Annotated in this window: 22 protein-coding genes; 9 read left to right on the forward strand and 13 right to left on the reverse strand. The window is 61.0% G+C overall.

The annotated features are described in order from the left end of the window. The first annotated feature begins 10 nt into the window (after window positions 1-10). Complete coding sequence (locus PF1751_RS14575; protein ID WP_010210109.1) at window positions 11-442, forward strand: nuclear transport factor 2 family protein; 432 nt, start codon at window positions 11-13, stop codon at window positions 440-442. A gap of 28 nt (window positions 443-470) precedes the next feature. Here PF1751_RS14575 and PF1751_RS14580 read toward each other — a convergent pair whose 3' ends face one another. Then, the gene (locus PF1751_RS14580; protein ID WP_044287273.1) at window positions 471-1,796 is read right to left on the reverse strand and encodes an aminotransferase-like domain-containing protein; all 1,326 of its coding nucleotides are present in this window, start codon (window positions 1,794-1,796) and stop codon (window positions 471-473) included. 90 nt (window positions 1,797-1,886) lie between these two features. On the opposite strand from PF1751_RS14580, the gene PF1751_RS14585 reads away from it, so the two are divergent. After that, entirely contained in the window at window positions 1,887-2,777 is an 891-nt protein-coding gene (locus tag PF1751_RS14585) for a DMT family transporter (RefSeq protein WP_044287274.1), read from the forward strand. Here the strand turns inward: PF1751_RS14585 and PF1751_RS14590 are convergent. Beyond that, the gene (locus PF1751_RS14590) at window positions 2,774-3,328 is read right to left on the reverse strand and encodes a YceI family protein (protein WP_044287275.1); all 555 of its coding nucleotides are present in this window, start codon (window positions 3,326-3,328) and stop codon (window positions 2,774-2,776) included. The two genes, PF1751_RS14585 and PF1751_RS14590, sit on opposite strands and share 4 nt — an antisense overlap. A gap of 133 nt (window positions 3,329-3,461) precedes the next feature. Here PF1751_RS14590 and PF1751_RS14595 point away from each other — a divergent pair, with 133 nt between their 5' ends. Both PF1751_RS14595 and yghX read left to right on the forward strand, forming a co-directional pair. Continuing rightward, complete coding sequence (locus PF1751_RS14595) at window positions 3,462-3,956, forward strand: PaaI family thioesterase (protein WP_010210103.1); 495 nt, start codon at window positions 3,462-3,464, stop codon at window positions 3,954-3,956. Between the two features lie 43 nt (window positions 3,957-3,999). Then, window positions 4,000-4,887 carry a YghX family hydrolase gene (yghX, locus tag PF1751_RS14600; protein ID WP_010210102.1) on the forward strand — a complete coding sequence of 296 codons (888 nt, stop codon included), beginning with the start codon at window positions 4,000-4,002 and terminating at the stop codon, window positions 4,885-4,887. Here the strand turns inward: yghX and PF1751_RS14605 are convergent. Next, on the reverse strand, window positions 4,884-5,759 hold the full coding sequence (locus PF1751_RS14605) for a LysR family transcriptional regulator (RefSeq protein WP_010210101.1): 876 nt from the start codon (window positions 5,757-5,759) through the stop codon (window positions 4,884-4,886). The two genes, yghX and PF1751_RS14605, sit on opposite strands and share 4 nt — an antisense overlap. Window positions 5,760-5,887: 128 nt before the next feature. On the opposite strand from PF1751_RS14605, the gene ampC reads away from it, so the two are divergent. Then, window positions 5,888-7,042, forward strand: coding sequence for a class C beta-lactamase (gene ampC / locus PF1751_RS14610; RefSeq protein ID WP_010210100.1), 1,155 nt, complete (start codon window positions 5,888-5,890; stop codon window positions 7,040-7,042). Window positions 7,043-7,174: 132 nt separating this feature from the next. Here the strand turns inward: ampC and dctM are convergent, their stop codons facing one another. The 8 genes from dctM to PF1751_RS14650 all read right to left on the reverse strand — a co-directional run bounded on the left by dctM (window position 7,175) and on the right by PF1751_RS14650 (window position 15,730). Continuing rightward, a complete protein-coding gene (gene dctM, locus PF1751_RS14615; protein WP_010210099.1) occupies window positions 7,175-8,455 on the reverse strand; it encodes a C4-dicarboxylate TRAP transporter large permease protein DctM in 1,281 nt (426 codons plus the stop codon). Next, complete coding sequence (locus PF1751_RS14620) at window positions 8,455-9,087, reverse strand: TRAP transporter small permease (protein WP_010210097.1); 633 nt, start codon at window positions 9,085-9,087, stop codon at window positions 8,455-8,457. The genes dctM and PF1751_RS14620 overlap by 1 nt, the downstream gene beginning before the upstream one ends. A 149-nt stretch (window positions 9,088-9,236) precedes the next feature. Next, a complete protein-coding gene (locus PF1751_RS14625) occupies window positions 9,237-10,220 on the reverse strand; it encodes a TRAP transporter substrate-binding protein (RefSeq protein WP_010210096.1) in 984 nt (327 codons plus the stop codon). Window positions 10,221-10,322: 102 nt separating this feature from the next. Continuing rightward, window positions 10,323-11,138 carry an HpcH/HpaI aldolase/citrate lyase family protein gene (locus tag PF1751_RS14630; protein ID WP_010210091.1) on the reverse strand — a complete coding sequence of 272 codons (816 nt, stop codon included), beginning with the start codon at window positions 11,136-11,138 and terminating at the stop codon, window positions 10,323-10,325. A gap of 18 nt (window positions 11,139-11,156) precedes the next feature. Further along, the gene (locus PF1751_RS14635) at window positions 11,157-12,350 is read right to left on the reverse strand and encodes a CaiB/BaiF CoA transferase family protein (RefSeq protein ID WP_010210090.1); all 1,194 of its coding nucleotides are present in this window, start codon (window positions 12,348-12,350) and stop codon (window positions 11,157-11,159) included. 9 nt (window positions 12,351-12,359) lie between these two features. After that, window positions 12,360-13,709 carry an MmgE/PrpD family protein gene (locus tag PF1751_RS14640; RefSeq protein WP_021491544.1) on the reverse strand — a complete coding sequence of 450 codons (1,350 nt, stop codon included), beginning with the start codon at window positions 13,707-13,709 and terminating at the stop codon, window positions 12,360-12,362. A 10-nt stretch (window positions 13,710-13,719) separates the two neighbouring features. Further along, a complete protein-coding gene (locus tag PF1751_RS14645; protein WP_010210087.1) occupies window positions 13,720-14,883 on the reverse strand; it encodes an acyl-CoA dehydrogenase family protein in 1,164 nt (387 codons plus the stop codon). Between the two features lie 28 nt (window positions 14,884-14,911). After that, entirely contained in the window at window positions 14,912-15,730 is an 819-nt protein-coding gene (locus tag PF1751_RS14650; protein ID WP_021491546.1) for an HTD2 family dehydratase, read from the reverse strand. Window positions 15,731-15,861: 131 nt separating this feature from the next. Between PF1751_RS14650 and PF1751_RS14655 the strand changes: the two genes are divergently transcribed. From PF1751_RS14655 to PF1751_RS14670, 4 genes are all read left to right on the forward strand, one after another. Next, entirely contained in the window at window positions 15,862-16,752 is an 891-nt protein-coding gene (locus PF1751_RS14655) for a LysR family transcriptional regulator (protein ID WP_010210085.1), read from the forward strand. Between the two features lie 116 nt (window positions 16,753-16,868). Then, on the forward strand, window positions 16,869-18,683 hold the full coding sequence (locus PF1751_RS14660) for a serine hydrolase domain-containing protein (RefSeq protein WP_029529130.1): 1,815 nt from the start codon (window positions 16,869-16,871) through the stop codon (window positions 18,681-18,683). Between the two features lie 17 nt (window positions 18,684-18,700). Next, window positions 18,701-19,492 (forward strand): MipA/OmpV family protein, encoded by a 792-nt coding sequence (locus PF1751_RS14665; RefSeq protein WP_080923241.1) that lies wholly within the window; start codon window positions 18,701-18,703, stop codon window positions 19,490-19,492. Window positions 19,493-19,884: 392 nt separating this feature from the next. Beyond that, window positions 19,885-23,703: a hypothetical protein gene (locus PF1751_RS14670; RefSeq protein WP_144407263.1), complete on the forward strand. Its 3,819-nt coding sequence runs from the start codon at window positions 19,885-19,887 to the stop codon at window positions 23,701-23,703. 2 nt (window positions 23,704-23,705) lie between these two features. Here the strand turns inward: PF1751_RS14670 and PF1751_RS14675 are convergent, their stop codons facing one another. Next, window positions 23,706-24,986 carry an ATP-binding protein gene (locus PF1751_RS14675; RefSeq protein WP_010210078.1) on the reverse strand — a complete coding sequence of 427 codons (1,281 nt, stop codon included), beginning with the start codon at window positions 24,984-24,986 and terminating at the stop codon, window positions 23,706-23,708. Beyond that, a complete protein-coding gene (locus PF1751_RS14680) occupies window positions 24,987-25,694 on the reverse strand; it encodes a winged helix-turn-helix domain-containing protein (protein ID WP_010210077.1) in 708 nt (235 codons plus the stop codon). Window positions 25,695-25,787 lie beyond the last annotated feature (93 nt).

The raw sequence follows: 25,787 nt of genomic DNA on the forward strand, positions 1-25,787 counted from the left end.
GGAAACATCCATGCCAAACGTCAAAGTACTGATCGGCTTTCTGTGCCTGTTTACGGGTTATGTCGCCGCAGCGCCTGCCCCTGCTGAAAAGGAGGTGGCCCAAGCGGTCGACCAACTGACCCAAGCCATGCTGCACCTGGACCTCAAGCAGCTTCATGCGCTGACGTCCGACAAGCTCACCTACGGCCACTCCAGCGGCAAAGTGCAGAACAAAGACCAATTCATTGCCGACCTGGAAACCCATACCAGCGCGTTCAAGACCCTGGAAATGCAGAACCAGACCATCACCCTGCAAGGCGACACCGCGCTGGTACGCAACCACTTCCATGCGCTGGCGGTGAACAGTGGCGTGGAAGTGCCCACTGATATCGATAACTTCCAGGTGTGGCAGAAACAAAAAGGCAAATGGCTGTTGATCGGACGCCAGGCCTACAAGTACTGATGCCGATCGGTGAGCCGTTGAGCGCGGCTCACCACTCCACCACCTTGCGCACGCTGAGCAATGCCTCATGCAGGGCTGGCATTGCTACCGAGCCCAAGGCCAGGCGTAGCGCATGCGGGACATGGGCCGAGACGGCAAACGGCTCGGCGGTGGACACGGAAATATTGTCGCGCTGCAACGTCATGGCGACCTGATCGGCCCGGGCGTCTTCCGCCAACGGTAACCATAAGAAATACGACGAGGGATGGCTGGTGTAGGCCAGCCCTTTCAACACCCGCGCAGCCAGGGCCTGGCGGGCCTGGGCGTCCTCGCGCTTTTGCGCCTCCAGTTGTGCCACGGTGCCATCTTCGATCCAGGCCACCGCAATGGCGCTCATCACACCGGGCACGTTCCAGGTCGTGGCCATGATGGCGCGCTCGAGCGTTTTCACCCAATCGCTCGGCGCCGCGACAAACCCCACGCGCAAACCGGTCGCGACACTTTTTGAGAGCCCGCCCACATACACCGTGCGTTCCGGCGCCAGGGTCGCCACGGGTGGCGGTGCGTTTTCGGCCAAGAACGCGTAGGCCGCATCCTCAATGATCATCAGATTGTGCTGACGGGCGATGGAGACCAAGCGCTCGCGCTGGGCCAGATCCATTACCCAGCCGAGGGGGTTGTGCAAGGTCGGCATGCTGTACACGGCACGCACCGGCCGCTTGCGACACAGGTTTTGCAAGGCCTCCAGGTCCGGGCCGGTCGGCGTCACCGGGATCGCGACAATTTCCAGGTGCAGGGTCTCGGCCAGCACCTTGAACCCCGAATAAGTCAATGCATCCACCGCAATCACATCGCCGGGCTTGAGCAACGCCATCATCGTCACCGCCAGGCCATGTTGGGCGCCGCTGGTCAGCAGCACTTGTTCGGGGTCAACGGTGAGCCCTCGACTGAGCAAATGCCGCGCAAACGCCGCGCGCTCATGCAGGCGCCCGGCATGGGGCTGATAGCGCAACAACGCTTCAAGGTCGCCGGACAGCGCGAGTTGGCGCAGCGCCGTACGCAACAAATCTGCCTGACCCGGCAACGCGGGGTAGTTGAAATTGAGATCGAGCATCCCCGCCGTCACCGTCATCTGTCCACTGCCCTGCCCTGGCGGCAACGAGATCTCGCGCACGAAAGTGCCACGCCCGGTTTCGCCGCTGACCAAGCCCATGGCCTCAAGCTCGGTGTACACGCGACTGGCGGTAACCAAGGCCAAGCCATGGTCGGCGGCCAACTGGCGGTGCGTCGGCAGGCGCATGCCAGGCGGCATTTCGCCGCGGCGGATGGCGGCGGCAAAGGTATCGACCAGGGACTTGTAGCGGGCGCGCGGCATTCGGATGTATCCATGACAATTTTTTGATTGTCTTAATGTTCGCCCCTAGGATGACCTGAACGCAACCCCTCCGGCTTCGAGCACGCCATCATGGAACGTACCTCCCCTATCAACACCCTGGACACCCGCACCCAAGGCTGGATCAACGGCTTTATCGGCGTGGTGATTTTCAGCGGTTCACTACCCGCCACTCGCCTGGCCGTGATGGAATTCGACCCGGCATTTCTCACCATGATCCGCGCGGCCATCGCCGCCGCCCTGGGTGTGCTCCTGCTGTGGCTGTTCAAGGAAAAACGCCCGGCGCGCAATCAGTGGGGGCCGCTGGTGGTCGTTGCTCTTGGGGTGGTGATCGGCTTTCCCTTGCTCACCGCCCTGGCGCTGCAATACGTGACGTCAGCCCACTCCATCGTATTCATTGGCCTGCTGCCCCTGGCCACCGCGGTGTTTGGCGTGTTGCGCGGCGGCGAGCGCCCACGTCCGGTGTTCTGGATGTTCTCGATCCTAGGCAGTGTCTGTGTGATAGGGTATGCCTTCGCCCAAGGCTTGAGCGCCGCACCGGCCGGCGATCTGCTGATGCTGCTGGCGGTGCTGGCCTGCGGCCTGGGATACGCCGAAGGCGCCACGCTGTCACGCAGCCTGGGCGGCTGGCAGGTGATTTGCTGGGCGCTGGTAGTGTCGGTCCCCGTGGTGGTGCCCTTGAGTCTGGTCCTCGCCCCCACCCATTTCAGTGGCATCAGCTTGCCGGCTTGGCTGAGCCTGGGTTACGTGTCGCTGTTCAGCATGCTGATCGGCTTTGTGTTCTGGTACCGCGGCCTGGCCCAGGGTGGCATCGCCGCCGTTGGCCAATTGCAATTGCTGCAACCGTTTTTCGGCCTGGCACTCGCGGCGGGCCTGCTGCATGAGCAGGTCAGCCTGGGCATGGTGTTGGTGACCGTCGCGGTGATCGGCTGCGTGGCCGGCGCAAAGAAATTCGCCCATTAACGCTGCGGTGCGACCATCTTGAACTTGATGTTGATGTCGTTGGACACCACGCTGTTACCGGCCCACTCGCCCTCGCCGATCTTGAAATCGCCGCGTTTGAGGACGAACTCACCGTCGAACACACCGATGCCACCGTGCTCCTTGAGCACCACGTCCACCTTCACGGGGTGTGTGATGCCCTTGATGGTCAGGTTGCCGCTGATCGTGTAGCGGTTGTCCCCCAGGGCCATGACGCCAGTGGACTCATACACGCCCACCGGATAAGTCGCGGTATCAAACCAGGAAGCACGTTGCAGTTCGTCGTTCGCATCCGGGCTGCCGGCGTCGATGCTGGCGAGCTGGATCTTGAGCACCGCTTGCCCGACCTCCGGCTGTTGCGTGTCGAAGGTCAAGGTGCCTTCAAATTCGCTGAAGGTGCCGTATATCCGCTGCCCCAATTGCGTGTAGGTGAAGCTGATCTGGCTGGCGGTGCGGTTGACGTCCTTGTACTCCACCGCCTGGGCGCTGGAAACATAAGCAAGGATCAGGGCCAGTACGGCGACCGGGGACATTAGACGTTTCATGCAACGCTCCGCAGAGGAAGGGACACCGGTACTGAGCTGACACGCCCTACCAGGGATTTATTCCATTCAGGCGTTTGTCCTGCTAAACAGAGTAGTCGGCCCACACTAATAAGGACGCTGCATGCACGCCCCTTCACTCCAGGATATCACCGCGCCGGAAGGCATCTGCTACGGCTGCGGCGGCAGTAACCCCCATGGCCTGCACATCAAGAGCCGCTGGGACGCGGACGGAATACACCTGGTCGCCGAACACCTGCCCGAGGCCCGCTACAGCGGCTGGCCGGACCTGGTCTACGGCGGCCTGATCGCCATGCTGGTGGACTGCCACTCCAACTGGACTGCGATGGCCTACCACTACCGCGCCGAAGGGCGCGAACCCGGCAGCCTGCCGCGCATCGACTGCGTCACCGGCAACCTGGGGATCAAGTTCATCAAGCCAACGCCCATGGGGGTCACCCTGACCCTGCGCGCGCGGGCCGACGGTGAGGTCGGGCGCAAGACCCGCGTGATCTGTGAGGTGTACGCCGGCGACGTGCTGACCGCCCTCGGCGATTCAATCTTCGTGCGTGTCGACACCGGTCAATTGGCCGCTGCCGCCCATGGTCGCGAGGACTGATCCTGGGCTACATTGACCGCCACCGCTAATCGAGGATGCACCGATGACTCGTCTCACCGCGAAAGACTTTGCCCCCGAACTGCTGGAGCTTTATGACGGCTACGCCCACGGCAAGATCAATCGCCGCGAATTTCTCGACCGCGCCGCGCTGTTCACCTTTGGCGGCCTGACCGCCTCGGCTCTGCTCGCGGCCCTGAGCCCCAACTATGCGCTGGCCGAGCAAGTGAAATTCACCGACCCGGACATCGTCGCCGACTACATCACCTACCCCTCGCCCAAAGGTAATGGCAGCGTGCGCGGCTACCTCGTGCGCCCGGCCAAAGCCATGGGCAAGCTGCCGGCGGTGGTGGTGGTCCACGAAAACCGCGGCCTCAACCCTTACATCGAAGACGTCGCCCGGCGCCTGGCTAAAGCCGGCTTCATCGCCCTGGCCCCGGATGGCTTGACCTCGGTCGGCGGCTACCCCGGCAACGACGAAAAAGGCGTGGCCCTGCAACAGACTGTCGACCCGACCAAGCTGATGAACGACTTCTTCGCCGCCATCGAATGGCTGATGCACCACGACAGCAGCACTGGCAAGGTCGGGATTACCGGCTTCTGTTATGGCGGTGGCGTGACCAACGCAGCGGCGGTGGCCTACCCGGAATTGGGTGCGGCGGTGTCGTTTTATGGACGCCAGCCGGAAGCCAAGGACGTGCCACGGATCAAGGCGCCGATCATGCTGCATTACGGTGAGCTGGATACGCGGATCAACGAAGGTTGGCCAGCCTATGAACAGGCGCTCAAGGCAGCCGGCACGCCCTATGAGGCGTATATCTACAAGGGCGCCAACCACGGTTTCCATAATGATTCGACGCCACGCTATGACGAGGCGGCAGCGAAACTGGCGTGGGAAAGAACACTCGGTTGGTTCAATAAATACCTGGTCTAAGCGTTTACGCTTTCACGCATCCACCCCTTGAACGCCAGCATCGCTGGCGTTTCAGCCCGCGACTGCAAACGCGTCAACCAATAGCTGCCAGTGCTGATGCCGACGTCGAACGGCTGGCGAATCACATCGTTCTCCAGTTGCCGCGAAAACATCATCGCCGGCGCCAGTGCCACACCGATGCCTTGCAAGGCGGCTTCCATCATCGCCAGTGAAGAATCAAAGATGATGCTGCGCGGCACCAGGGTATCGGCGGGCAACCCGGCGGCCTGGAACCACAGGCTCCATTCATCGGCGCGGTAGGAGCGCAGCAAGGTGTGTTTCAACACGTCTTCGGGTGCATGCAGTTGCTCGGCCAATTGCGGCACGCAGAGTACGGTGAGGGGTGCTTCCAGCAGCTCGCAGGCTTCGGTGCCGTGCCACGCCCCCGCGCCGAAGCGGATCGCGTAATCCAGGCCTTCGGCAGCCACGTCAACACGGTTGTTGTGGGTGGACAGGCGCAGGTCGATAAAAGGGTAACGCGTCTGGAACGCGGGCAGCCGTGGCAGCAACCAACCCACGGCAAAGGTGCCGACCGCGCCGACCGTGAGCACTTCGCGGTAATGTCCGCCTTCAAATTGGCTCAGGGTCTGGGCGATGCGGTCAAACGAGTCTCGCACCACCGGCAATAGGGTTTCGCCTTCGCTGGTGAGCATCAGGCCACGGGGCAAGCGCTTGAACAAAGTAACATTCAGTTGCGCTTCCAGGCTTTTGACTTGATGGCTGACCGCCGCCTGGGTCACACATAATTCAATCGCGGCGCGGGTAAAACTCAAATGCCGGGCCGAGGCTTCGAAGGCACGCAAGGCATTGAGGGGAAGATGGGAGCGCAACATGTGTGACCCTAATTATTCTAATGGCAGGTGCGAGATATGATCGTTTGCCCAAAGCCTGCGAACTGCCTACATTGGCCACGCCTGCGCAGGCTCCTCAATCAATCGACCACTCTCATGGAAGCGATATCATGCCTCAACTCCCCCTGTCAGGCGTGCGTAATTTAGGCGCCGCGGCGTTGTTTCTCGCCGCCGGCCACTGCCTGGCCGCCGACGACCTGCGCGCCGTGGTGGACGCCAGCATCAAGCCGCTGATGCAGCAACAGTCTATTCCCGGCCTTGTCGTCGGTATCGTGAAGGATGGCAAGACGCAATACTTTAACTACGGCGTCGCCAGCAAAGACGCGAGACAGCCCGTCAGTGAAAACACCCTGTTTGAAATCGGCTCGGTGAGCAAAACCTTCACCGCCACCCTCGCCGGCTATGCCGTGGCAAGCGGCAAACTGACCCTCAGCGATCCGGCCAGCCAGTACCTTCCGGCGTTGCGCAACAGCAAGTTCGACCACATCAGCGTGCTCAACCTGGGCACCTACACGCCTGGCGGCCTGCCCCTGCAATTCCCCCGCGAGGCAGACAACAACCAGCACATGATCAGCTACTTCCAGCAATGGAAACCCGACTTTGCCCCTGGCACCCAGCGCCTGTACTCCAACCCAAGCCTGGGCCTGTTCGGCTACCTGGCAGCGCAAAGTCTGAAGCAGCCCTTTGATCAGGTGATGGAGAAAACCCTGCTGCCAAAACTGGGCCTCAAGCACACCTTCGTCAAAGTGCCTGATAGCCAGATGAACCTGTACGCCCAGGGCTATGGCAAGGATGGAAAACCCGTGCGCGTCGGCCCCGGCGCCATGGACAGCGAAGCCTATGGCATCAAAACCAGCGCCGCCGATCTGCTGCATTACGTGAGTGTGAACATAAACCCCGCGAGCCTGGAAAAACCCTTGCAGCAAGCGATCGCCACCACTCACACGGGTTATTACAACGTAAACGGCATGACCCAGGGCCTGGGTTGGGAAATGTATCCCTACCCGATCAAGCTGGACGCCTTGTTGGACGGCAATTCGACAAAAATGGCCATGGAGCCGAATCCGGTCAATTGGCTGACCCCACCGCAGGCGCCTCACGCCGACACACTGCTGAACAAAACCGGCTCCACCAGTGGGTTTGGCACGTACGTGGCCTATGTGCCGAGCAAGGCCATGGGCGTGGTGATCCTGGCGAACAAGAACTACCCGATTGCCGAGCGGGTGAAGGTGGCTCATGCGATCTTGAGTGCGATGGACCACTAAGCACTGGCACACATCAAATGTGGGAAACGGGCTTGCCCGCGATGAGGGCGTGTCAGCCGGTAAATTGGGCAAATGACACACAGCTATCGCGGGCAAGCCCGGCTCTCACAGGGTGCTGCAGGGTTCCGGAATCTACATACCGAGCCAGTGCGGCAGCGCCAGCGAAATGAACGGCAAGTACGTGACCATGATCAGGAACACCAACAGAATCATCAGCCACGGCAACGCCGCGCGGATGGTCTGCCCCAGCGTCAATCCGGTCACCGCCGACGTCACGAACAGGTTCAGCCCCACCGGTGGATGCACCAGGCCGATTTCCATGTTGACCACCATCACGATCCCCAGGTGAATCGGGTCAATCCCCAGTTTCATGGCAATCGGGAAGAAGATCGGCGCCAGGATCAGCACGATGGCGGACGGTTCCATAAAGCTGCCGGCAATCAACAACACCACGTTGACCATGATCAAAAAGCCAATCGGCGTCAGGCCTTCGGAGAGCACCCACGCGGTGATTTCCTGGGGGATCTGCTCGGTGGTCAGCACATGGGCAAACAGCATGGCGTTGGCGATGATGAACATCAGCATGATCGCCAGGCGCCCGGACTCCAGCAGCACCTTGGGACAGTCGCGCAGCTGCATGTCCTTGTAGATGAACAGCGCGACAAACGCCGAGTAAACCGCCGCCACCGCCGCCGCTTCGGTCGGGGTGAACATCCCGCTGTAGATGCCGCCGAGGATAATCACCAGCAGCAACAGGCCCCAGAATGCCCGGCGTGCAGAGGTCAGCCACTCACGAAAGGTCGCCCGTGGCTGCGCCGGCAGCTTCTTGATGCGCGCGACAATGTAGATCGCGATCATCAGCATCAGGCCCAGCAGCAACCCGGGAATCACCCCTGCCATGAACAGCTTGCCGACCGAGGTTTCAGTCGCCGCCGAATACACCACCATCACGATCGACGGTGGAATCAGGATGCCCAAGGTGCCCGCGTTGCAGATGATGCCCGCGCCGAACGCCTTCGGGTAACCGGAACGGACCATGCCCGCGACGGCGATCGAGCCCACCGCCGCCACCGTCGCCGGGGACGAACCCGACAGTGCCGCAAACAGCATGCACGCCAGCACCGCCGCAATGGCCAGACCACCTCGGATATGGCCGACACAGGCGTTGGCAAAATCAATCAAACGCTGCGCTACGCCGCCGGTGGTCATGAACGCACCGGACAGCAGGAAGAACGGAATCGCCAGGAAGGTATAGGCGTCGGAGGTTTCGAATAGCTTGATCGCCAGGGAACTCACCGAATCCTGGCTGAACATCAGGATCGACACTGCGCCGGACAGTCCCAGGGAAATCGCAATCGGCACGCCGAGAAACATGAACACGAATAACAGCAGAAACAGACAGAGCACGGCCATCAGTGACGCTCCTCATGGCTGCCGGCCAACTTGCTGGCCTCACCGGCCTCGTCGGCCAGCCCCAACCCGACCTGACGGTGGGTAAAGATGCGGTAGAAAATTTCCAGGTAGCGGATGAACACCATGGCGAATCCGATGGGCACGATCACCACGATGTCACCGACGTCGATACCATACTGGTCGAGGTCTTCAGCACCGATATGCGCGCCCATCACCGCAGTCACCCACTTGTAGCTGGCGATCATGAACAACCCGGCGTAGGCCAGGCAGCACAGGCAGGCGAGCATGCCGAGCACGCGTTGCACCGGGCGCTTGGTCAGCTTGACCAGCGCATCCACGCCAAGGTGGCCGGCGGTGCGTACGCCATAGGAAATACCGAAGAAAATCAGCCAGCCGAACATGGCCTTGGTCAGCGCCACGCTCCAGGTCATGTCCTGGGCCCAGGTCATGGTGTGGTCGCCCAGGGCGCCGAAGAAGTCACTGCTCCACGCCCATTTGTCGGCCAGGGCAAAGAACAGCGTGTAGATGTTGTTGAGCATGACGTAGACGAATGTCACCAGGGTCATGGCGGCCAGCAGGAAGGCAATAAAGCCCTCCTCCAGGTGCTCCCAGACGCGCCTTAGCGTTTGCATGGCAAAACCTCGCGAAGCGGGAATAGGTATCGGGTTGGAAATCGGATCAAACGGTGGGAACTGGCTTGCCTGCGACAGCAGTGGATCAATCGCCCGTTGTATCAACAGACAGACCGCAATCGCAGGCCCGCGCCCCCACTGAATCTGCGCTACTGGTTGGACGCGTCCGCCGCCTTGATCAGATCAGCCCCAATTTCCCCTTCGAACTTCTGCCACACCGGACGCATGGCTTCGCGCCATAGCTGGCGTTGCTCCGGGGTCAGTTCGATGATTTCGCTGGTCTTGGCATCGATGATCTTCTGCTTGGCCGACTGGTTCAGCGCTTCAGCCTGCTTGTTCACCTCGACGGTGACCTCGACCATGATCTGCTCCAGAGTGCTGCGGATATCCGGTGGCAAGCCGTTCCAGAACGTGGCGTTGGTGATCACCATGTAGTCGATCAGACCATGGTTGGACTCGGTGAAGTATTTCTGCACCTCGTTGACCTTCTGGCTTTCATAGTTCGACCAAGTGTTCTCGGTGCCATTCACTGTGCCGGTCTGCAGGCCTTGATAGACCTCGGCAAAGCTCATCTTGCGCGGGTTGGCGCGGATGGCCTTGAACTGTTCTTCAAGCACGCTGGAGGCCTGTACGCGGAACTTCAGGCCTCGGGCGTCCTTGGGTTCATGCAGCGCCTTGTTCGACGAGAGCTGCTTGAGGCCGTTGTGCCAATAGGCCAGGCCGAGGATGTTCTTGTCCTGCATCGCCGTCAGCAATGCCTTGCCCTGGGCCGCCTGGAAACGGTCGACAGCGGCCAGGTCGTTGAACAGGAACGGCAGGTCGTAGATCTGCACTTGCTGGGTGTATTGCTCGAACTTGGCCAGGGACGGTGCCAGCATCTGCACATCGCCCAACAACAGCGCTTCCATTTCCTTGCCATCGCCGAACAACGACGAGTTCGGGTACACCTCGACCTTTACCCTGCCGGGCAGGCGCTCTTGCGCGAGCTTCTTGAACAGCAGCGCGCCCTGCCCCTTGGGGGTGTTTTCGGCGACCACGTGGGCGAACTTGATGACAATCGGGTCCGCCGCCTGGGCCAGGCCCGCGGCGAACAAGGTGGCGGCGCACAGCAGCGCCCGAGAAAGCTTGAGCATGGGAAATCACCTTCTTATTGTTGTGTTGTAGGGCAAGGTGCCTGATGTCACGCGTGTAGTGAATTTCGATTTTTTGATACCTGCGTTCGGCCTGGACGAACGCTAAAGCAGAGCCGCCAACAGCCGTTGCGCCCGCAACAACACCGGCGCATCCACCATCTGCCCATCGATCTGATAGGCGCCTGCCCCATGGGCACCGGCATCCACCACACGCCGGGCCCAGGCCAAATCTTCGGCGCTTGGCGCCAATGCCTGGTGAATCACCGCGACCTGTTTGGGATGGATACACAGTGCGCCGGCAAACCCCATCTCATAGGCATGCCGGATCGAGCGGCGCAGGCCTTCAGGATCGTCGATGGCCGGGTGCACGCCATCCAGCGGTGCAACCAGGCCCGCAGCGCGGGAATGCACAATCAGCGCCAGCCGCGCCTGGTCCAGGGCGAACTGGGCGGCAGGCGAATTACTGCTCAGGTTAAGGTCCAGCGCCAGATCCAGCCCGCCGAATGACAGGCGTTCCACCTGCGGTGCATGGGCGATCTCGGCCACTGCCAACAAACCACGCGCACTCTCGATAATCGGCCAAATGACTTTGCCGGTTGCCGCCACGACGGCGACCTGGGATGCGCTCTCGACCTTTGGCAACAGGACGCCCGCCACAGTCGGATGAGCCTTGCAGAAAGCCACATCCTCAAAATGCTCGGCATGTTCCGGCGCGTTGATACGCACCCACACCTGAGCGGCGGGGTTGGCCGTCAGAAACGCCCCCAGGTTATCCCGCGCCTGACGCTTGAGCGGCTCTTCCACCGCATCCTCAAAATCCACGATCACTGCGTCGGCACCGCTGGCCAAGGCTTTGGAGAATCGCTCCGGTCGGCTCCCGGGCACAAACAACGCCGAACGTACCAGTAGCTTGGGCATCTGTTGAATTCCTTATGGTTATATAACGCCGCGCGCGCGCAGGCCGTCGATGGCATCTGTCGAGTAACCGAGCCCGTCGAGAATGCCCTGGCTGTGCTGGCCCAAGCCTGGAACACCGTCCATGCGCGGAGTGAAGGCGGCATTGCGGGCCGGCGGTAGCAGCGCCGGCAACGGACCGGCCGGGCTGTCGACTGCTCGCCAACTGTCACGCGCCTTGAGTTGCGGGTGATCCCACACGCCTTGCATATCGTTGACGCGGGCGCTGGCGATCTGCGCGCTTTCCAGGCGCTGGATCACCGCCTCGGCATCCAACTGCGCGAAGCTGTCGACAATGATCTGACGCAGCACTTCGCGGTTCGCCGAGCGCTTGAAGTTGGCGGAGAAACGCTCGTCGGTCGCCAATGCCGGGGTGAGCAGCACCTTGTCGCAGAACGCCGCCCATTCGCGCTCATTTTGCAGGCCGAGCATCACGGTCCCGCCGTCACCGGTGGGAAACGGTCCGTAGGGATAGATCGTCGAATGCGCCGCCCCGGCACGCGGGGGTTGGGGTGCGCCGTCGAACGCGTAGTACATCGGGTAGCCCATCCATTCCACCAGGCTTTCCAGCATGCTGACGTCGATGCGGCTACCCTTCCCCGTCTTGCCGCGCAGCAGCAGCGCCGAGAGGATGCCGCTGTAGGCATACATGCCTGCCGAGATGTCGGCGATGGAACAACCGGCCTTGGCCATCTGGTCTTCGCCGGGGCCGCCGGTGACGGAAAGAAAGCCGCCCTCGCTCTGGATCAGCAGGTCGTAGGCCTTCTTCTTTTCGTACGGGCCGCCTTCGCCGTAGCCGGAAATATCGCAGACGATCAGGCGCGGGAAGCGCTCGTGCAGCGCCTCGAACGACAGGCCCATGCGCGCGGCTGCGCCGGGTGCCAGGTTCTGCACCAGTACATCGGCGTCGGCCAGCAGTGTGTCGAGAATCGTACCGGCCTCCTCCTGCTTGAGGTCCAGGGTCAGGCTTTCCTTGGAACGGTTGGTCCACACGAAATGCGAGGCCAGGCCACGCACACGTTCATCGTAGCCACGGGCAAAGTCGCCGGCGCCGGGGCGCTCGACCTTGATCACGCGCGCGCCCAGGTCAGCCAATTGACGGGTGCAGAATGGCGCGGCAATCGCGTGTTCCAGGCTGACAACGGTGATGCCGTCCAGCGGTCTTGGGTTAGTCATGACGGTTCCTCAAAGCCAATCGGCCATGGATACGGCGTTGCGCAGGTCCCAGACTTTGTCGATCAGGGCATTGGCCTGGGCCGGTGTGCGGGCGTTGCTGAACTGGGTGAGGCGCTGGAATTTATCCGCCAGTTCCGCACGGCTCAGGGTGTTGCCCGGATCGCCCTTGGGTTCGTCGATAGCGCCGTGCAACGTGCGACCCTCCAGCGTGGTGACGGTGACACGGCCGAGCCAGCGCTGGGGGTAGGCGCCGTCGACTTCAGGGTCGAGGGTCATGCTGACTTTGTCGCGCAACGCCGCGACGGCTGGGTCAGTCAACGCCAGCTCATGGAACTCCGTAAGCCCGGCCTTGCCATGCACGGCGATCAGGCCCAGCACGGTGCCCATGGAGAACTTGGCCTGGTGCACAGAAGCAGGCACGGTCACGCGGCCCAACACATCGATGGCGCCTTGGTGCACGCGGGTTTCCACGCGGGCGATCTGTTCGGCGTGCAGACCTTCGCGCTGCATCAGGTCCAGCAGCGCATCGGCGGCAGGATGGGTATGGCGGCACGACGCATGAAACTTGAACGAGGTTTCCAGCAACGCCCAGCGGCTGCCGAGGTCGGCGGACAGTCTGGCAGGCTCGGCATCAGTGGACATGCCCGCCGCCAGCCCCTGGTCGCCCTCAAGAATATTGCGTGCACCGGTCAACCCGTCCGCCGTCAGGTACGCGGCGAGCAAGCCGTCCGCCGCCGCTTTCGCGGTGTGCAGCTGCTTGGAATCGGCGGCATCACGCAGGAACTCCCATAACCCGGCAGCCTGGGTGCCCGCGCTGCCCAACAGGTTGATGAATTGTTCTTCATTGAAATCCAGCAATTTGCCGACGGCAACGGCGGCGGCCAGCGTGCCGACGGTGGCAGTGGTGTGGAAGATGCGGTAATGGGACCGGCCCATGAATTCGCCGATGCGGATACCGGCTTCATAACCGGCCACCGACGCCAGCAGCAAGTCGCTGCCGGATTTGCCAAGGTCCTGGGCGGCCGCCAGTGCCGCCGGGAACACCACAGTCGCCGGGTGCAGGACGGAACTGTTGTGCAGGTCGTCCTGCTCCACCAGATGGGATGAAGCAGCGTTGACCAGCGCAGCGAAATACGCGCTGCTGCTGCCGCCATTGACGATCACCTGCGCCGGGCCGCTGCCGGGGCCCATCTTCTGCGCATAACGTTCGAACAACGGAATCGGGTGCGCACCCTTGCTCGCCAGCGCCGAGGCCAGCCAGTCCAGGTACAGGTCTTCGGTGCGCGCCAGCACCTCTTCAGGCAGTTGCGCGGCGTTCAGTTCGGCCAGGAACCGACACAAGGCTTGGGTATGGCTCATGGTCAGGCCCTCAGAAACTGCGTGGCAGTTCGAGCAGATGCTCGGCCACGTAGGACAGGATCAGGTTGGTGGAGATCGGTGCCACCTGGTACAGGCGCGTCTCGCGGAACTTGCGCTCCACGTCGTATTCGCAGGCAAAACCGAAACCGCCGTGGGTCTGCAGGCAGGCGTTGGCTGCTTCCCAAGACGCCTTGGCCGCCAGGTACTTCGCCATGTTCGCGCTCGCGCCAGCCTGCTTGCCGCTGTCGTATTCCTCGCAGGCACGCCAGCGCATCAGGTCCGCGGCTTCGATCTCGATATGCGCTTCGGCAATCGGAAACTGCACGCCCTGGTTTTGCCCGATGGGCCGGCCAAACACCACGCGGTCGCGGGCATAGGCGCTGGCCTTTTCGATAAACCAGCGGCCATCACCGATGCATTCAGCGGCGATCAAGGTGCGCTCGGCGTTGAGGCCGTCGAGGATGTATTTGAAGCCCTTGCCCTCTTCGCCGATCAGACTGTCCAGGGGCAATTCCAGGTTGTCGAAAAACAGCTCGTTGGTTTCATGGTTGACCATATTGGCGATGGGCTGCACGGTCAGGCCGTTGCCGATGGCTTCGCGCAGGTCCACCAGGAAGATCGACATGCCTTCGGATTTTTTCTTCACCTCGGCCAGTGGCGTGGTGCGCGCCAGCAGGATCATCAGGTCGGAATGCTGCACCCGCGAGATCCACACCTTCTGGCCGTTGATCACGTATTTGTCGCCACGTTTGATCGCCGTGGTCTTGATCTTGGTGGTGTCGGTACCGGTGGAGGGCTCGGTCACCCCCATGGATTGCAGGCGCAATTCGCCGCTGGCGAGCTTGGGCAGGTACAAACGTTTCTGCGCTTCACTGCCGTGCCGCAACAGGGTGAACATGTTGTACATCTGGCCGTGCACGGTGCCGGAGTTGCCGCCACAGCGGTTCACCTCTTCAAGGATCACGGACGCTTCAGCCAGGCCCAGGCCGGAGCCGCCGTATGCTTCAGGAATCATCGCCGACAGCCAGCCGGCGTCGGTCAGCGCCTTGACGAAGGCTTCGGGGAAGCCCTTTTCCTCGTCAATCCTGCGCCAGTACGCTGCATCGAATTCCGCGCACAAGGCGCGCACGCCTTCGCGGATCGCATTGAGTTCTTCATTGTCATTGGGGTTCATTAACGGCGCTCCGCCTCTTGTTCTTGGATTATTCGAAATGCACGCTTGCTTGCTGCGCCAGGCCCTCGACGTTGCCGGCCCACAGCTGTGCCACACCGGCTTCGATCACGCGGCCGCCCACTTCAAACGGCTGCGGCGCTATCAAAGGGCGCACGCCGCGATAGGCAAAACGACGCAAGGTTGCACCAGGGTTGGCGCGGCAGAACGCGCGCAGGCTCAGGGTGGCAATCAACGGACCATGCACCACCAGGCCTGAGTAGCCTTCGGTGCCGGTGACGTAGGGGTAGTCGTAGTGAATGCGGTGACCGTTGAAGGTCACGGCGCTGTAGCGAAACAGCAGGGTTGGCGTGGGGTCGACGGTTTCAGACCATCCGCCCTGCTCCAGCGCGTCACCACTGCCGGATTTGGGCGGCGTGGGCTCGCGATAGACGATGTCCTGTTCCTCGCGGATCGCCAGGCGGCCGTCCTGGGAATAGTCGTGGCGCACAGTGACAAACAGCAGCGAGCCGGTGCGACCGGTCTTTTCTTCCACCTGAACGATGGTCGACACGCGCGTCGCCGCCTCGCCCGCACGCAGCGCATGCAGGAACTCGATGCGCCCACCGGCCCACATGCGATTACGGTTATCGGCCGGCGGCAGAAAGCCGCCACGGGCCGGGTGGCCGTCAGTGCCCAGGGCAGTTTCCGGGAGCGGGTCCTGGAAGAAACACCACTGCCACAGCGACGGAATGTCCGCCCCATCCTCGGGAACGGCCTCGCCGAAGGTGGCGGCGATGCGCTTGAGCAGGTTATGGCTGAGGTGGTCGTGGGCGGTTTCGCTTCGGCCGATCCAATCGGTGGCGCTCATCGGGTGCAGGTCCTCGGGCAGTGAGTGTCTTCCCCGGATCATGCAAGCCTGCAGCCGTTCTGAGAATTTGCATTTCAATAAACCGGCGTTCGGTTATGCTGAACGCCGCCGTTCTGTCCCAGGAGTCACGCATGCACTTCGATCTGGCCGACCTGCGCCTGTTCATCCATATCGCCGAATCCCCCAGCCTGACCCAAGGCGCCAAGCGCGCGTTCCTCTCGCCGGCCGCCGCCAGCGCAAGGATCAAAGCCCTCGAAGGCCAGCTCGACACCCGCCTGTTGTACCGCGACAGCCGTGGCGTGGAGATCACCCCGGCCGGTGAACGCCTGCTGCACCATGCGCGGCTGATCATGCGTCAGGTGGATTACCTCAAAAGCGAATTCACCCAGTACGGCGTGGATTCAGCCGGGCATATCCGCATCTTCGCCAACACCACCGCGGTCACCGAATTCTTGCCCGAAGTACTGGCGGGCTTCCTATCAGAACGCCCCGGCGTGACCGTCGACCTTCAGGAACGCCTGTCCCGAGACATCGTGCGCGGCGTACTCGATGGCACCAGCGACATGGGCATCATCGCCGGGCCGGTGGAAGCTTCGGGGTTGCAGGTGCTGCATTTCAGCACGGATAAACTGGTGTTGATGGTGCCGGTCGGGCACCCGTTGGCGGGGCAAGCGTCAGTGACGCTGGAACAGACCCTCGCTTACCAGCACATCGGCCTGCACGAAGGCAGCACCTTGCTGAGCTTCTTGCGCGAGCATGTCGAGCGGCTGGGCAAGCATTTGTCGCTGCGTATCCAAGTGTCGAGTTTCGAGGCGATCTGTCGAATGGTCGAAGCCGGTGTGGGCATCGGCATCATTCCAGAGTCGGCCGCCGTGCGTCACAGCCGCACCATGCAATTGATCGCAGTGCAATTGGATGAGCCCTGGGCGATTCGCGAGCGCAGCATCCTGGTGCGGGAGCTGGAGGCGTTGCCCGGCACCATTCGTGCGTTGATCGCCACGTTGATGCCGCACAGCGCCTAAGCCTAACCGCAAGGGCCGTTAACAGTCTTTGACAGTTTCTCGACAAAGCTGCAAAAGACCGGCGAGCGCTGCGCCCCTAGCATGCGAGCATCCAAATCACCTGTCGAGTGCTCGTCATGCTTCGCACATTGCGCGGTCTTCCGTTGCTCGGTTGCCTGTTGGGCAGTATTGGCTGCCACGGGCAGTCACCGGCCCCTCCGTCAATTGCGAAGGGTGACTACAGCGCGATCATCCGTTACCTGCAAACCCGGATCCCACGGGACATGGCCCAGGACAACATCCCGGGCCTGTCGATAGCACTGGTCAACGGCCAGGAATTGATCTGGGCGCGCGGGTTCGGCATGGCCGACAAAGCCAAGGGCTTGCCTGTCACGCCAAACACGGCATTCCGGGCCGGTGCGATCTCCAAATTGCTCACGGCCAGCGCGGCCCTGCAGTTGGTTGAAGAACAGCGACTGACGCTGGATGCCCCCCTGCAGCAGACCCTGCGCGAGTTCTATGTGCGCTCGCGCTTCCACGCCGACCAGCAGGCCGCCGACCGCGACATCACTTTGCGTCGCCTGCTGAGCCATCAGTCCGGCTTGCCCAGTGAACACCTGCGAGACCTGCGCAACAGCTACGCCATGGGGCAGATGCCGATGCGCCTGTCCGGTGTCTGGCTGAGCACACCGCCCGGCACGCAAGTGGCCTATTCCAACCTGGGTTATGCGCTGGTGGGCGCGGCGATCGAGCGCAGCAGCGGCAAGGAGTTTGAAGCCCAAATGCAACACAGCCTGCTCAAGCCGCTGGAGATGGATCGCGCGAGCTTTGTCGGGACCGCTGCCCAAGTAGGCTTTCGCGCCCTGGGCTATCAGGAAGGCGTCGCCAGCACCGATGCGCAACTGCGCGACATCGCCGCCGGCGGCTTGTGGGCCAGCCCCAAGGACCTCAGCCATTACGTGCAGATGCTATTTGCCAAGGGCCTCTACAAGGGCAAGCGGGTAATGGCAAGCCGCTCCATCGATGAAATGTTCACCCAGCAAAACACCGGCAATGCCCTGGACTTCGACTGCCAGATCGGCCTGGCGTGGTTTTTGGCGCCCTGTGGTGACGCGCCGGTCGGTCCTAGGGTGCGTACCTACCAGCACAGCGGCGGTGGCGATGATTTCGCCGCACAGCTGAGCCTGCTGCCGGACCATCAATTGGCAGTGATCATCATGGCCAACGACAGCAATGCCGAAGACCTGGTCGCCACATTGGCCACTGACACCCTGCGCCTGATGCTTGAAGCGCAAACCGGCACGCCTGTGTGCAGCGACGACTGCCAGTCACCCCGCCATGGGCTCAAGCTGCGCCAAGTGCCGACAGCCATCGACCGTCAGCGCCTGGCCGGGTTTTACGCAACCGCCTGGGGCGTCTTCAGGATCAAGGATGATGAGCAGCGGCTGCGCGGCGAACTGGCGGGTTTCAACTTCGAACTGCTGCGTGACGATCAGGGCTGGCTGCGCGCGCAGAAGAAACTCTTCGGCTTCTGGCTCAAGGACCTCGGTGAACTGGGCCACGTACAACTCGACGTGATCACCGTGCAAGGCCGGCAGATGCTCACCGCGCGCAGCCACGGCCAACGCATCCCCATCGGTGAGCGCATCGACCCGCCGCCGCTGCCCATGGCCTGGGCCGACACGGTCGGCACCTATCAGGTGCTCAACAGCTTTGAGCCCGACGCGCCATTAAGCGGCATCAGCGTGCGCCTCGAAGAAGGCTTCCTGGTGATTCGCGGCCAACTGCATGACGAACCGCTGACCGACTACATCCTGCTGCCCGTCGACAACGCCCACGCCGTACTGGCCGGGACCGGCTATGGCCTGGGCGACACCGTGAGCCGCCAGATCAATGGCCTGAGCGCTTCGGGCTACGCCTTCAAACGTACCCATCCACCCTTGAGTTTCTGACTGACATGAAAACCCTGATGAGCCCCAAAAACCTCTGCCTGTCCATGACTTCCCTGTGTTTACTCGCCGGAGCCAACAGCGCACTGGCCGAGGACTGGACCTACAGCCTCAACGCCGGGGTGGCCAACCTGCCCCGCTACAGCGGCAGCGATGAACGCATGACTGCTCCCGTGTTCGGTGGTGCCATCGTCAGCCCTTGGGGGCTTTTTCTCGACACCGACAAAGGCCTGGGCTGGGGTTACGAAGGCAATGCCTTGAGCTTCGAGGCCTACGTCGGTGCCAGTGCTTCGCGCAAGGACAAAAACACGTCCATGCACCTCGGCGCCAAGCGTCTCAAAGGCATGGGCGAGATCAAGTCACGCCCGCAACTGGGTGTGAGTGCCAGCTACAACCTGGGCGGCGTGATTGTTGGCGCCGCCCTGGAACATGCGCTCAAGGAAGATGACCACAAGGACAGCGGCAAGGCGTTCACCCACGTGGAACTGAGCCTGGGCACCAACCTGTATGAAGGCCGTTTCGGCTCCCTCGACGCCAGCCTCAACAGCCATTTCGGGGACCGTGACTACTTGCAGACCTGGTACGGCGTGACCACCGGCCAAGCCGCACGCAGCCGCTTCAAAACCTACAAGGCGGGCGCGGGCAATATCAGTAATGGCATGAACCTGGTGTGGAGCCTGCCGATCAGCGAGGACACCCAGTTCTCGACCTTGCTGGATGTGCAGTACCTGGCGGATGAAGCCGGCAAGAGCCCGATCGTGGAGCGTCGGTTGCAGACGTCGGTGATGGGTGTGCTGGAATACAGCTTTTGAGGGGGAAGTCGGCATCAACGCTCAACCCCTGAGGAGTGAAATATCCCCTCACTGAGCAGAGGGGAACCGGAGGCCTGGCACTTGCGACGAATAGTCACTGCTGCATGTGGGAAAACACGCAGTCGCTATCGTCGTTCTTCTGGAGTTTACTGATGGTCTCATCGACTCAATCCGCTACTGTTTCGGCCGCCACGTACCAGTCCCCACCACCGGATGCACAGCAACCCCCTTCACCTCAGTCGGCCCCACAAGCACCTGACTGGTTGGAACTCATAAAAAGTACCCCGCGGTATATAGCCGACGCAGAATTGGCGGGAACCTATGCCGCCGCGCTAACCCGCGCAGCCCAAGACTTGCCCTTACCGGTGACCGGAAGTGAGGCCGTTTACCCTGTGCCTGTCGACTCTACGTTCGGGCAATGGCGAAACCACCTCGACAGCCTAGTGGCGGGTGACGATTTCAAGCAGTGGGCCCACGCGAATCGCGTTGACCTATCCCGCCCCCTTCGCATTTTCCCCCCGAGCGACACCACGCCCGGGTGGATACAGGCCTACGCCAAGCCCTCGGCATCCGGTGAAGCGGGTGCGCGCGCCAGCATCCTCGCGCTGGGGGCACAGTTCAGCGACGGCCAATCGTTGCCTGCCTCGTGGCCATTGATCATGCAGACGTCCAAAACGTTAGCGGCGGGCAACATCTCCGTCTCTGTCCCTTCGCCCGGTCGGTCCGACCCCGTTACGCATGCCAAGCGCCCCGCTGACCTCAAAGACATTGCGACCTTCTATGGCGAGCAGGTGCCTCATAGCCGTGAAGCGCTCACAGAACGCGCAAATGACGTCAAACACGCAAACACCTTTCCCCTGCCTGGTGCGGTGCTCTCACCCGCACAATTTGAACTGCGCTCAGAGACCGCGCTGGAACAGCAGCAGAGGGAATGGGGCGATGTTCGTAACAACAATCGCCTGTGCCAACTGTTGTCCACGGCAATCACGCCACCCTCCGCCTCTGCCAACGCGACCGACAGCCCTCCCTCTTTCATTGATTCGCCACACACCTCAGAACAGGCTGCGCAACACGAAAAAACCTTGATTGCGCAAATGCTCGACAGTGACGCGTTCAAGTTAAACGTGGACCCCACTTCCTGGTACGTTCAGGATGAGCAGTTGGCACCGGAGGCCAGCGTCAGCCTCAGACGATTCATCACCGACAAGGGGTGGATCGTTCCGCAGACCAAAGACGACATCAACAACTTGATCAAGTCCATTCAACGCGGGCCCTTGCCTTCCATCCCCCATGGCAATCTCACCGGCGCCTTGAGCTGGGCGGCGGCACTGACGCTGGATGAAAAAAAGCAGCTCTACAGCCACATACGCTTTAACAACCTCAAGCTACCGGACTTGGGTGCTTCGCACGCCGTGAACAATGAAGGAGGGGCTTTTACCTACCTGACGAAAAATCGCCATTGGACAGACGCCGAGCTGAACGCCCCACGAGAAATCGTAGAAGACATCCTTCGCTCGCCAAAAGCCCGGACGCTGGAAGCTGCCCTACAGCGGAAAATGGGCGTCGCTGGCGATACCGACGGCTCTGACATGACCCTCGCGGCGATCCTGTTGGGGCTGGATGCACCCACGGCCCATGATGTGTCGAAGAGAAATGAATGTGCCGGTTTCGACCTCGCGGCCCCACGTTTCTATGGGCAGCCGCTGAGTCACATCAAGCAAGCGTTGATCCCCCATTTGGCCGAGAGTGGCCGGTGCACGGCCAGGATGGCCCCCGTGGCGGCGTTTATGCTGCTATCAAGTGCCGCGCCGGAACTGCTGGTCAAGGACATCCCCGCTGATGTGACTTACGGTTCACCGGCGTGGGCCACCCTGAAAGCCACAGTGGCCTACATAGAAGCAAAGAGCCCTGGCAGCAGTTCCCTCATGAGCTTTGCTGAAGTCGTCAAATACGCGGCAATCGATCCGGTTGCTACAGAAGACCAAGCGCTATTGAATGCGGCCAAATTAGACATGGTCATCGATTGGGCGTTAGTGCATGGCGTCCTCTCGCCATCGCCTACAGGGCGTTATTCAGACGAACAGTTGGACACAGCGCAGAAAACGTTCTCCGAGGTCATGAGCGAGCTGCAAACAACCCCCGGGGACATCACCGCGAAGGTTCCACTGCTCAAAGACCAGGCACTGGAAGAACTGGGGAAGCGCTATAAGAATGTGCCCTTTGAACTGGCCGTGCTCACAACGCCCCAGGCGCGGGCGAATAACGCCCTCAACAACGATATATTACATACCAACACGGGCCCTTATTCCCTATTGGACCTTTATCTCTCAGGCCGAGCGCCAGCCCCGCAGGAGGACAACACATGGTATTCATTGAGAGAACAGGCGCTTCCAGGAACAACCACCGGATTACTTCACCACCTCCCGGATATCAAGTCCGTACACCGCCTTGCTGTGGCCAATTATCAGCAACGCAGGGAAAGCGGGCTGGTCACCCTCAGCAAACATCTCATTGCGCAACAACCGATCAGCGATAGAAAGCAGCTGGAATATGGAAAACTCGAGATTTTCATTGAAGGCACCGTCATCAAACATCGAGTCGTCACCAAGTCCGGCGCCGTCAATCTTGACCAATCAACGCCGAGTCAAGATCCGAGCAAGCGCGCGTTGATCATCAAGTCAACGCATGAGAACAAAGTAAAATTCTATGAATTTTGCCCGCAACACAACTATCTGAAAGCCCGCGATGACCTGGGCAGCGCATTCGTTCCAGGCCCTCAAGGGCTATGGATCAAGGCGCCCACACCTCATCTGGCAGGAGAAAAATTCTCCAATACAGCCATCACGCCATTTAGCGTCTCGCAGACCGACAGCCATAAGTTACAAGCCATCACGCCGCCGGCAGACGCCAGTGTCCCGGCATCGTATAACAGTGCACGCAGTCAGTTTCTGGGGGAGTTGCTCTCCAAGCACACCCTCGGTGATGTCGAGCTTGAACAACTGGTGAATGCCAGCGGCCACACAACGCGATTTGACGAAGAAGATGAAGAGTTCGAAAGGAACAGAGAGTTACTGTTCGCCTCGATGGTTGTCGTGAACCCCATCAGAAACGTGCTCAACGGCGATTGGCTTGCGGTGGCGTCCGACATCGTATTCGATGGTGTCATGTACTTGACCACCGCGGGTCTGGGCAAGGTTGCTGGCGCAGCGGCCAAGCCGGTGAATAGCGCGTTGAAACAAAGCGGTAAACCTTTCGGACGACGGCTGTTTACACAAACACCGGCTCAGCCTTCCGGTGGGCTCAACGCTAATTTCCATAAGTTCTCGCCAGGAAAAACCGGGCAATATGACTTTTCCGACCTCGCACGAAAACCTGACATCGCGCAAGGCACTTACAAAAGAAGCCTTACCGAATTCTCCACACCAGCAAGGTTCGATAGAACAACCCGCAAATGGTATGCGGTAGATCCAAAGACCAACAAAACGTATGGAAAGCCCTTGGAGGACTTCAAGCCACAGGTGTCTGCAGCGCCCGGCACAAGCACACCTGCCATGACACCTCAGCAGCGCGCACTGGACATAGGATTGAGCCGCGACAATGTCATTCAAATGGGCGGGCCGATGAGGGATCTGAAACTGATTGGCAATGAAGTTCATACCTTCACCGATACCTATAAAGGCACGAACCGCCTCAATGTCGTCGCACACGGTATCAAACGAAATTGGGTTGAGCGGATCACAGGTGACGGTACGAAGATAATCATGGACAACACGCTTTATGATGCGCCTGGGTTAGCGAAGCTGCTGAGAGCAAAGGGTGTGGACCTTACTTCTGCCGATAACGTACGCCTTCTGGTGTGCTACTCCGCTGAAGGCAGAAGCAAAGCATTTGGGCGCCTCTTTCAACAAGAAATAAACAAACCGGTCAAGGCGTTTGAAGGGACCGTCTCATTGACGCATGGCTCGACATCCGTAACCGCCATACGAAACGGAGTACGAAATGAGGTGTTGCGAAACTATCCCAATGGGACGTCGGCAGTTATTGAGCAAGCCACCGATCTATTGACGGAAGGTTTATTTAATGGAAAAGCCATTCCGCACATCCAAAAAAACCATGGTCAAACCATCAGGATCAATATCGCTCCGCCCGGCCTGCCTCCTATACATGACGACCTGAGAATCACTTATAGGCCGCGCCAATTCACTCGATAACCCTATGACTCAACGTACGCCCACGTCATTCGGAATGAGGCGCCGCCCCATTCCGAGTCCAACACCTGCACCTGGCCGCCATGCCACTGCGACACCCGCTGCACCAGCGCCAGGCCCAGGCCGAAGCCGCCGGTACGGCGATCGCGACTCGCGTCCAGGCGCATGAAGGGTTGGAAAATCTTCGCCCGGCCGTCCTCCGGGACGCCGGGCCCGTCGTCACACACCCGCACTTCGTAGCCGCTGCCGAACTTGACCAGCGAGACTTCCACCCGACGCTCGGCGTAGCGGATGGCGTTGCGCAACAGGTTGATCACCGCACGTGCCATAAAGCGTGGCTCGATCTGGATAAAGTCCACCTCACACGTGCGCAACGACAATTGAATACCCGCCGCCTCGGCCTCCAGGGCCACACTGCCGATCACGCTGTCGAGCCAGCTGAGGGCCTCGATGCTTTCGCGTGTGACCTGGGTGGCGCCACGTTCCAGGCTGGCATAGGTAAGCAGTTCGGAGACCATTTCTTCCAGTTCGCCCAGGTCTGCATACATGTCAGCAATCAATTCGCCACGCTGGCGCGGGTCGGCCTGCTGCTTGAGTTGGTCGAGTTCGAACGAGAGGCGTGCAATGGGCGTGCGCAGTTCGTGGGACACGGCGTTGGTGAGTTCGCGCTGGTTGGCGATCAGGCTTTCGATACGCTCGGCCATCTGGTTGAAGTGCCCCGCCAGCTCACGCACGGTGGAACGGCGCGGCAGCAGGATGCGCGAGCTGAGCTCGTTGTCACCGAAACGTTGCGCCGCCAGACGGATATGCTCTAGATCGCGCCAGTGCGGCCGAACCCAGAAATACAGCACGATCGCCAGGCTCAGCCCCAACAGGCTGTAGGCCCACAAGTACAGCCATTTAGGCTCGTCGGGCAGCTTGATATTGAGCAATTGCGGGCCGCCGTCGAGATTGGCGATGAACTCCATGAAATCGCCACGCACCACCAACTGCCCAGCCGCCAGCAACTGTTGCTCACGCGGGTTCAGCGCCAGGTCATCGCGCTGGACCAGTTTCAGGTGCAGACCGTAATGGGGTTGCAACTCGCCCAGACGCGCTTGGCGGGCATCACCGAGCAAGGGTCGCAACTGCTCGACCAAAGCATAGGCCGGGCCGCGCATGGCCTCGCGGTTATAGGTTTCGTTGGCCTCGGGAAGAAGCTCGTCGAACGTGTAGTTGACCAGCCAGATAGCGCCCGCCAGGCCTAGCGCAAGGATGATGTACAGGCGGATATAGAGCCGCAGCATCTAGGCCTCCCACGCAAACGGGTTGAACAGGTAGCCCTTGCCCCAGATGGTCTTGATGCACACTGGTTCGCGCGGGTTGTCGTTGAGTTTGCTGCGCAGTTTGCTGATGTAGACATCGACACTGCGGTTGAGCCCGTCGAACGCAATGCCGCGCATGCGGTTGAGGATGTCATCGCGGGACAGGATCGTCCCCGAGTTACTGGCCAGCAGCCACAGCAGTTCAAACTCCATGGTGGTGAGGTCGATCTTGTCATCGCCAAGGCTGACCACGCGGCAACTGCGATCGATGGCCAGCCGCCCGAAGGCCAGCGCCCCGCGCACCGTCGGCTCCGGCGCCTGACGTCGTTGCAAGGCACGCAGGCGCGCCAGCAACACAGGGGGCTTGATCGGCTTGATGACATAATCGTCGGCACCGGACTCCAGGCCAAGGATATGGTCCAGGTCGTCTTCCTTGGCCGTGAGGATCACGATCGGCGTGTCGGACACCGCGCGAATTGCGCGACACACATGCAGGCCACTCTGGCCCGGCAACATCAGGTCAAGTACGACGATCTTCGGCTTGAACGCGAGAAACGCCGCCAAGGCCTCATCGCCCCGATGCTCCACGCGTACCTCAAAGCCATGCTGCGCGAGAAAGTGCGCGATCAGCCCTGCCAGTTTTTCGTCGTCCTCAACGAGCAAGACCTTGCCCAGCCCCAGGTTTTCCATAAGTTCTCAGTCTGCAGACACGGATTGAAGAGCGGGCATTATAGGTGGCAAGCTGGACAACTGAAGCCGCTGGCCAGGATTGGCCACGAAGGT

The organism is Pseudomonas simiae, from assembly GCF_000934565.1.
Classification (GTDB): Bacteria; Pseudomonadota; Gammaproteobacteria; order Pseudomonadales; family Pseudomonadaceae; genus Aquipseudomonas; species Aquipseudomonas simiae.

What these genes read in the sequence shown, in the direction of transcription:
- PF1751_RS14655 (WP_010210085.1), top strand. Translation starts at nt 15,862, where the DNA reads ATGCACTTCGATCTGGCCGACCTGCGCCTGTTCATCCATATCGCCGAA.
- PF1751_RS14665 (WP_080923241.1), top strand. Translation starts at nt 18,701, where the DNA reads ATGAGCCCCAAAAACCTCTGCCTGTCCATGACTTCCCTGTGTTTACTC.
- PF1751_RS14620 (WP_010210097.1), bottom strand. Translation starts at nt 9,087, where the DNA reads ATGCAAACGCTAAGGCGCGTCTGGGAGCACCTGGAGGAGGGCTTTATT.
- PF1751_RS14575 (WP_010210109.1), top strand. Translation starts at nt 11, where the DNA reads ATGCCAAACGTCAAAGTACTGATCGGCTTTCTGTGCCTGTTTACGGGT.
- PF1751_RS14590 (WP_044287275.1), bottom strand. Translation starts at nt 3,328, where the DNA reads ATGTCCCCGGTCGCCGTACTGGCCCTGATCCTTGCTTATGTTTCCAGC.
- PF1751_RS14595 (WP_010210103.1), top strand. Translation starts at nt 3,462, where the DNA reads ATGCACGCCCCTTCACTCCAGGATATCACCGCGCCGGAAGGCATCTGC.
- PF1751_RS14645 (WP_010210087.1), bottom strand. Translation starts at nt 14,883, where the DNA reads ATGAACCCCAATGACAATGAAGAACTCAATGCGATCCGCGAAGGCGTG.
- PF1751_RS14675 (WP_010210078.1), bottom strand. Translation starts at nt 24,986, where the DNA reads ATGCTGCGGCTCTATATCCGCCTGTACATCATCCTTGCGCTAGGCCTG.
- ampC (WP_010210100.1), top strand. Translation starts at nt 5,888, where the DNA reads ATGCCTCAACTCCCCCTGTCAGGCGTGCGTAATTTAGGCGCCGCGGCG.
- PF1751_RS14660 (WP_029529130.1), top strand. Translation starts at nt 16,869, where the DNA reads ATGCTTCGCACATTGCGCGGTCTTCCGTTGCTCGGTTGCCTGTTGGGC.
- PF1751_RS14635 (WP_010210090.1), bottom strand. Translation starts at nt 12,350, where the DNA reads ATGACTAACCCAAGACCGCTGGACGGCATCACCGTTGTCAGCCTGGAA.
- PF1751_RS14650 (WP_021491546.1), bottom strand. Translation starts at nt 15,730, where the DNA reads ATGAGCGCCACCGATTGGATCGGCCGAAGCGAAACCGCCCACGACCAC.
- PF1751_RS14640 (WP_021491544.1), bottom strand. Translation starts at nt 13,709, where the DNA reads ATGAGCCATACCCAAGCCTTGTGTCGGTTCCTGGCCGAACTGAACGCC.
- PF1751_RS14580 (WP_044287273.1), bottom strand. Translation starts at nt 1,796, where the DNA reads ATGCCGCGCGCCCGCTACAAGTCCCTGGTCGATACCTTTGCCGCCGCC.
- PF1751_RS14625 (WP_010210096.1), bottom strand. Translation starts at nt 10,220, where the DNA reads ATGCTCAAGCTTTCTCGGGCGCTGCTGTGCGCCGCCACCTTGTTCGCC.
- PF1751_RS14680 (WP_010210077.1), bottom strand. Translation starts at nt 25,694, where the DNA reads ATGGAAAACCTGGGGCTGGGCAAGGTCTTGCTCGTTGAGGACGACGAA.
- PF1751_RS14585 (WP_044287274.1), top strand. Translation starts at nt 1,887, where the DNA reads ATGGAACGTACCTCCCCTATCAACACCCTGGACACCCGCACCCAAGGC.
- yghX (WP_010210102.1), top strand. Translation starts at nt 4,000, where the DNA reads ATGACTCGTCTCACCGCGAAAGACTTTGCCCCCGAACTGCTGGAGCTT.
- PF1751_RS14630 (WP_010210091.1), bottom strand. Translation starts at nt 11,138, where the DNA reads ATGCCCAAGCTACTGGTACGTTCGGCGTTGTTTGTGCCCGGGAGCCGA.
- PF1751_RS14605 (WP_010210101.1), bottom strand. Translation starts at nt 5,759, where the DNA reads ATGTTGCGCTCCCATCTTCCCCTCAATGCCTTGCGTGCCTTCGAAGCC.
- dctM (WP_010210099.1), bottom strand. Translation starts at nt 8,455, where the DNA reads ATGGCCGTGCTCTGTCTGTTTCTGCTGTTATTCGTGTTCATGTTTCTC.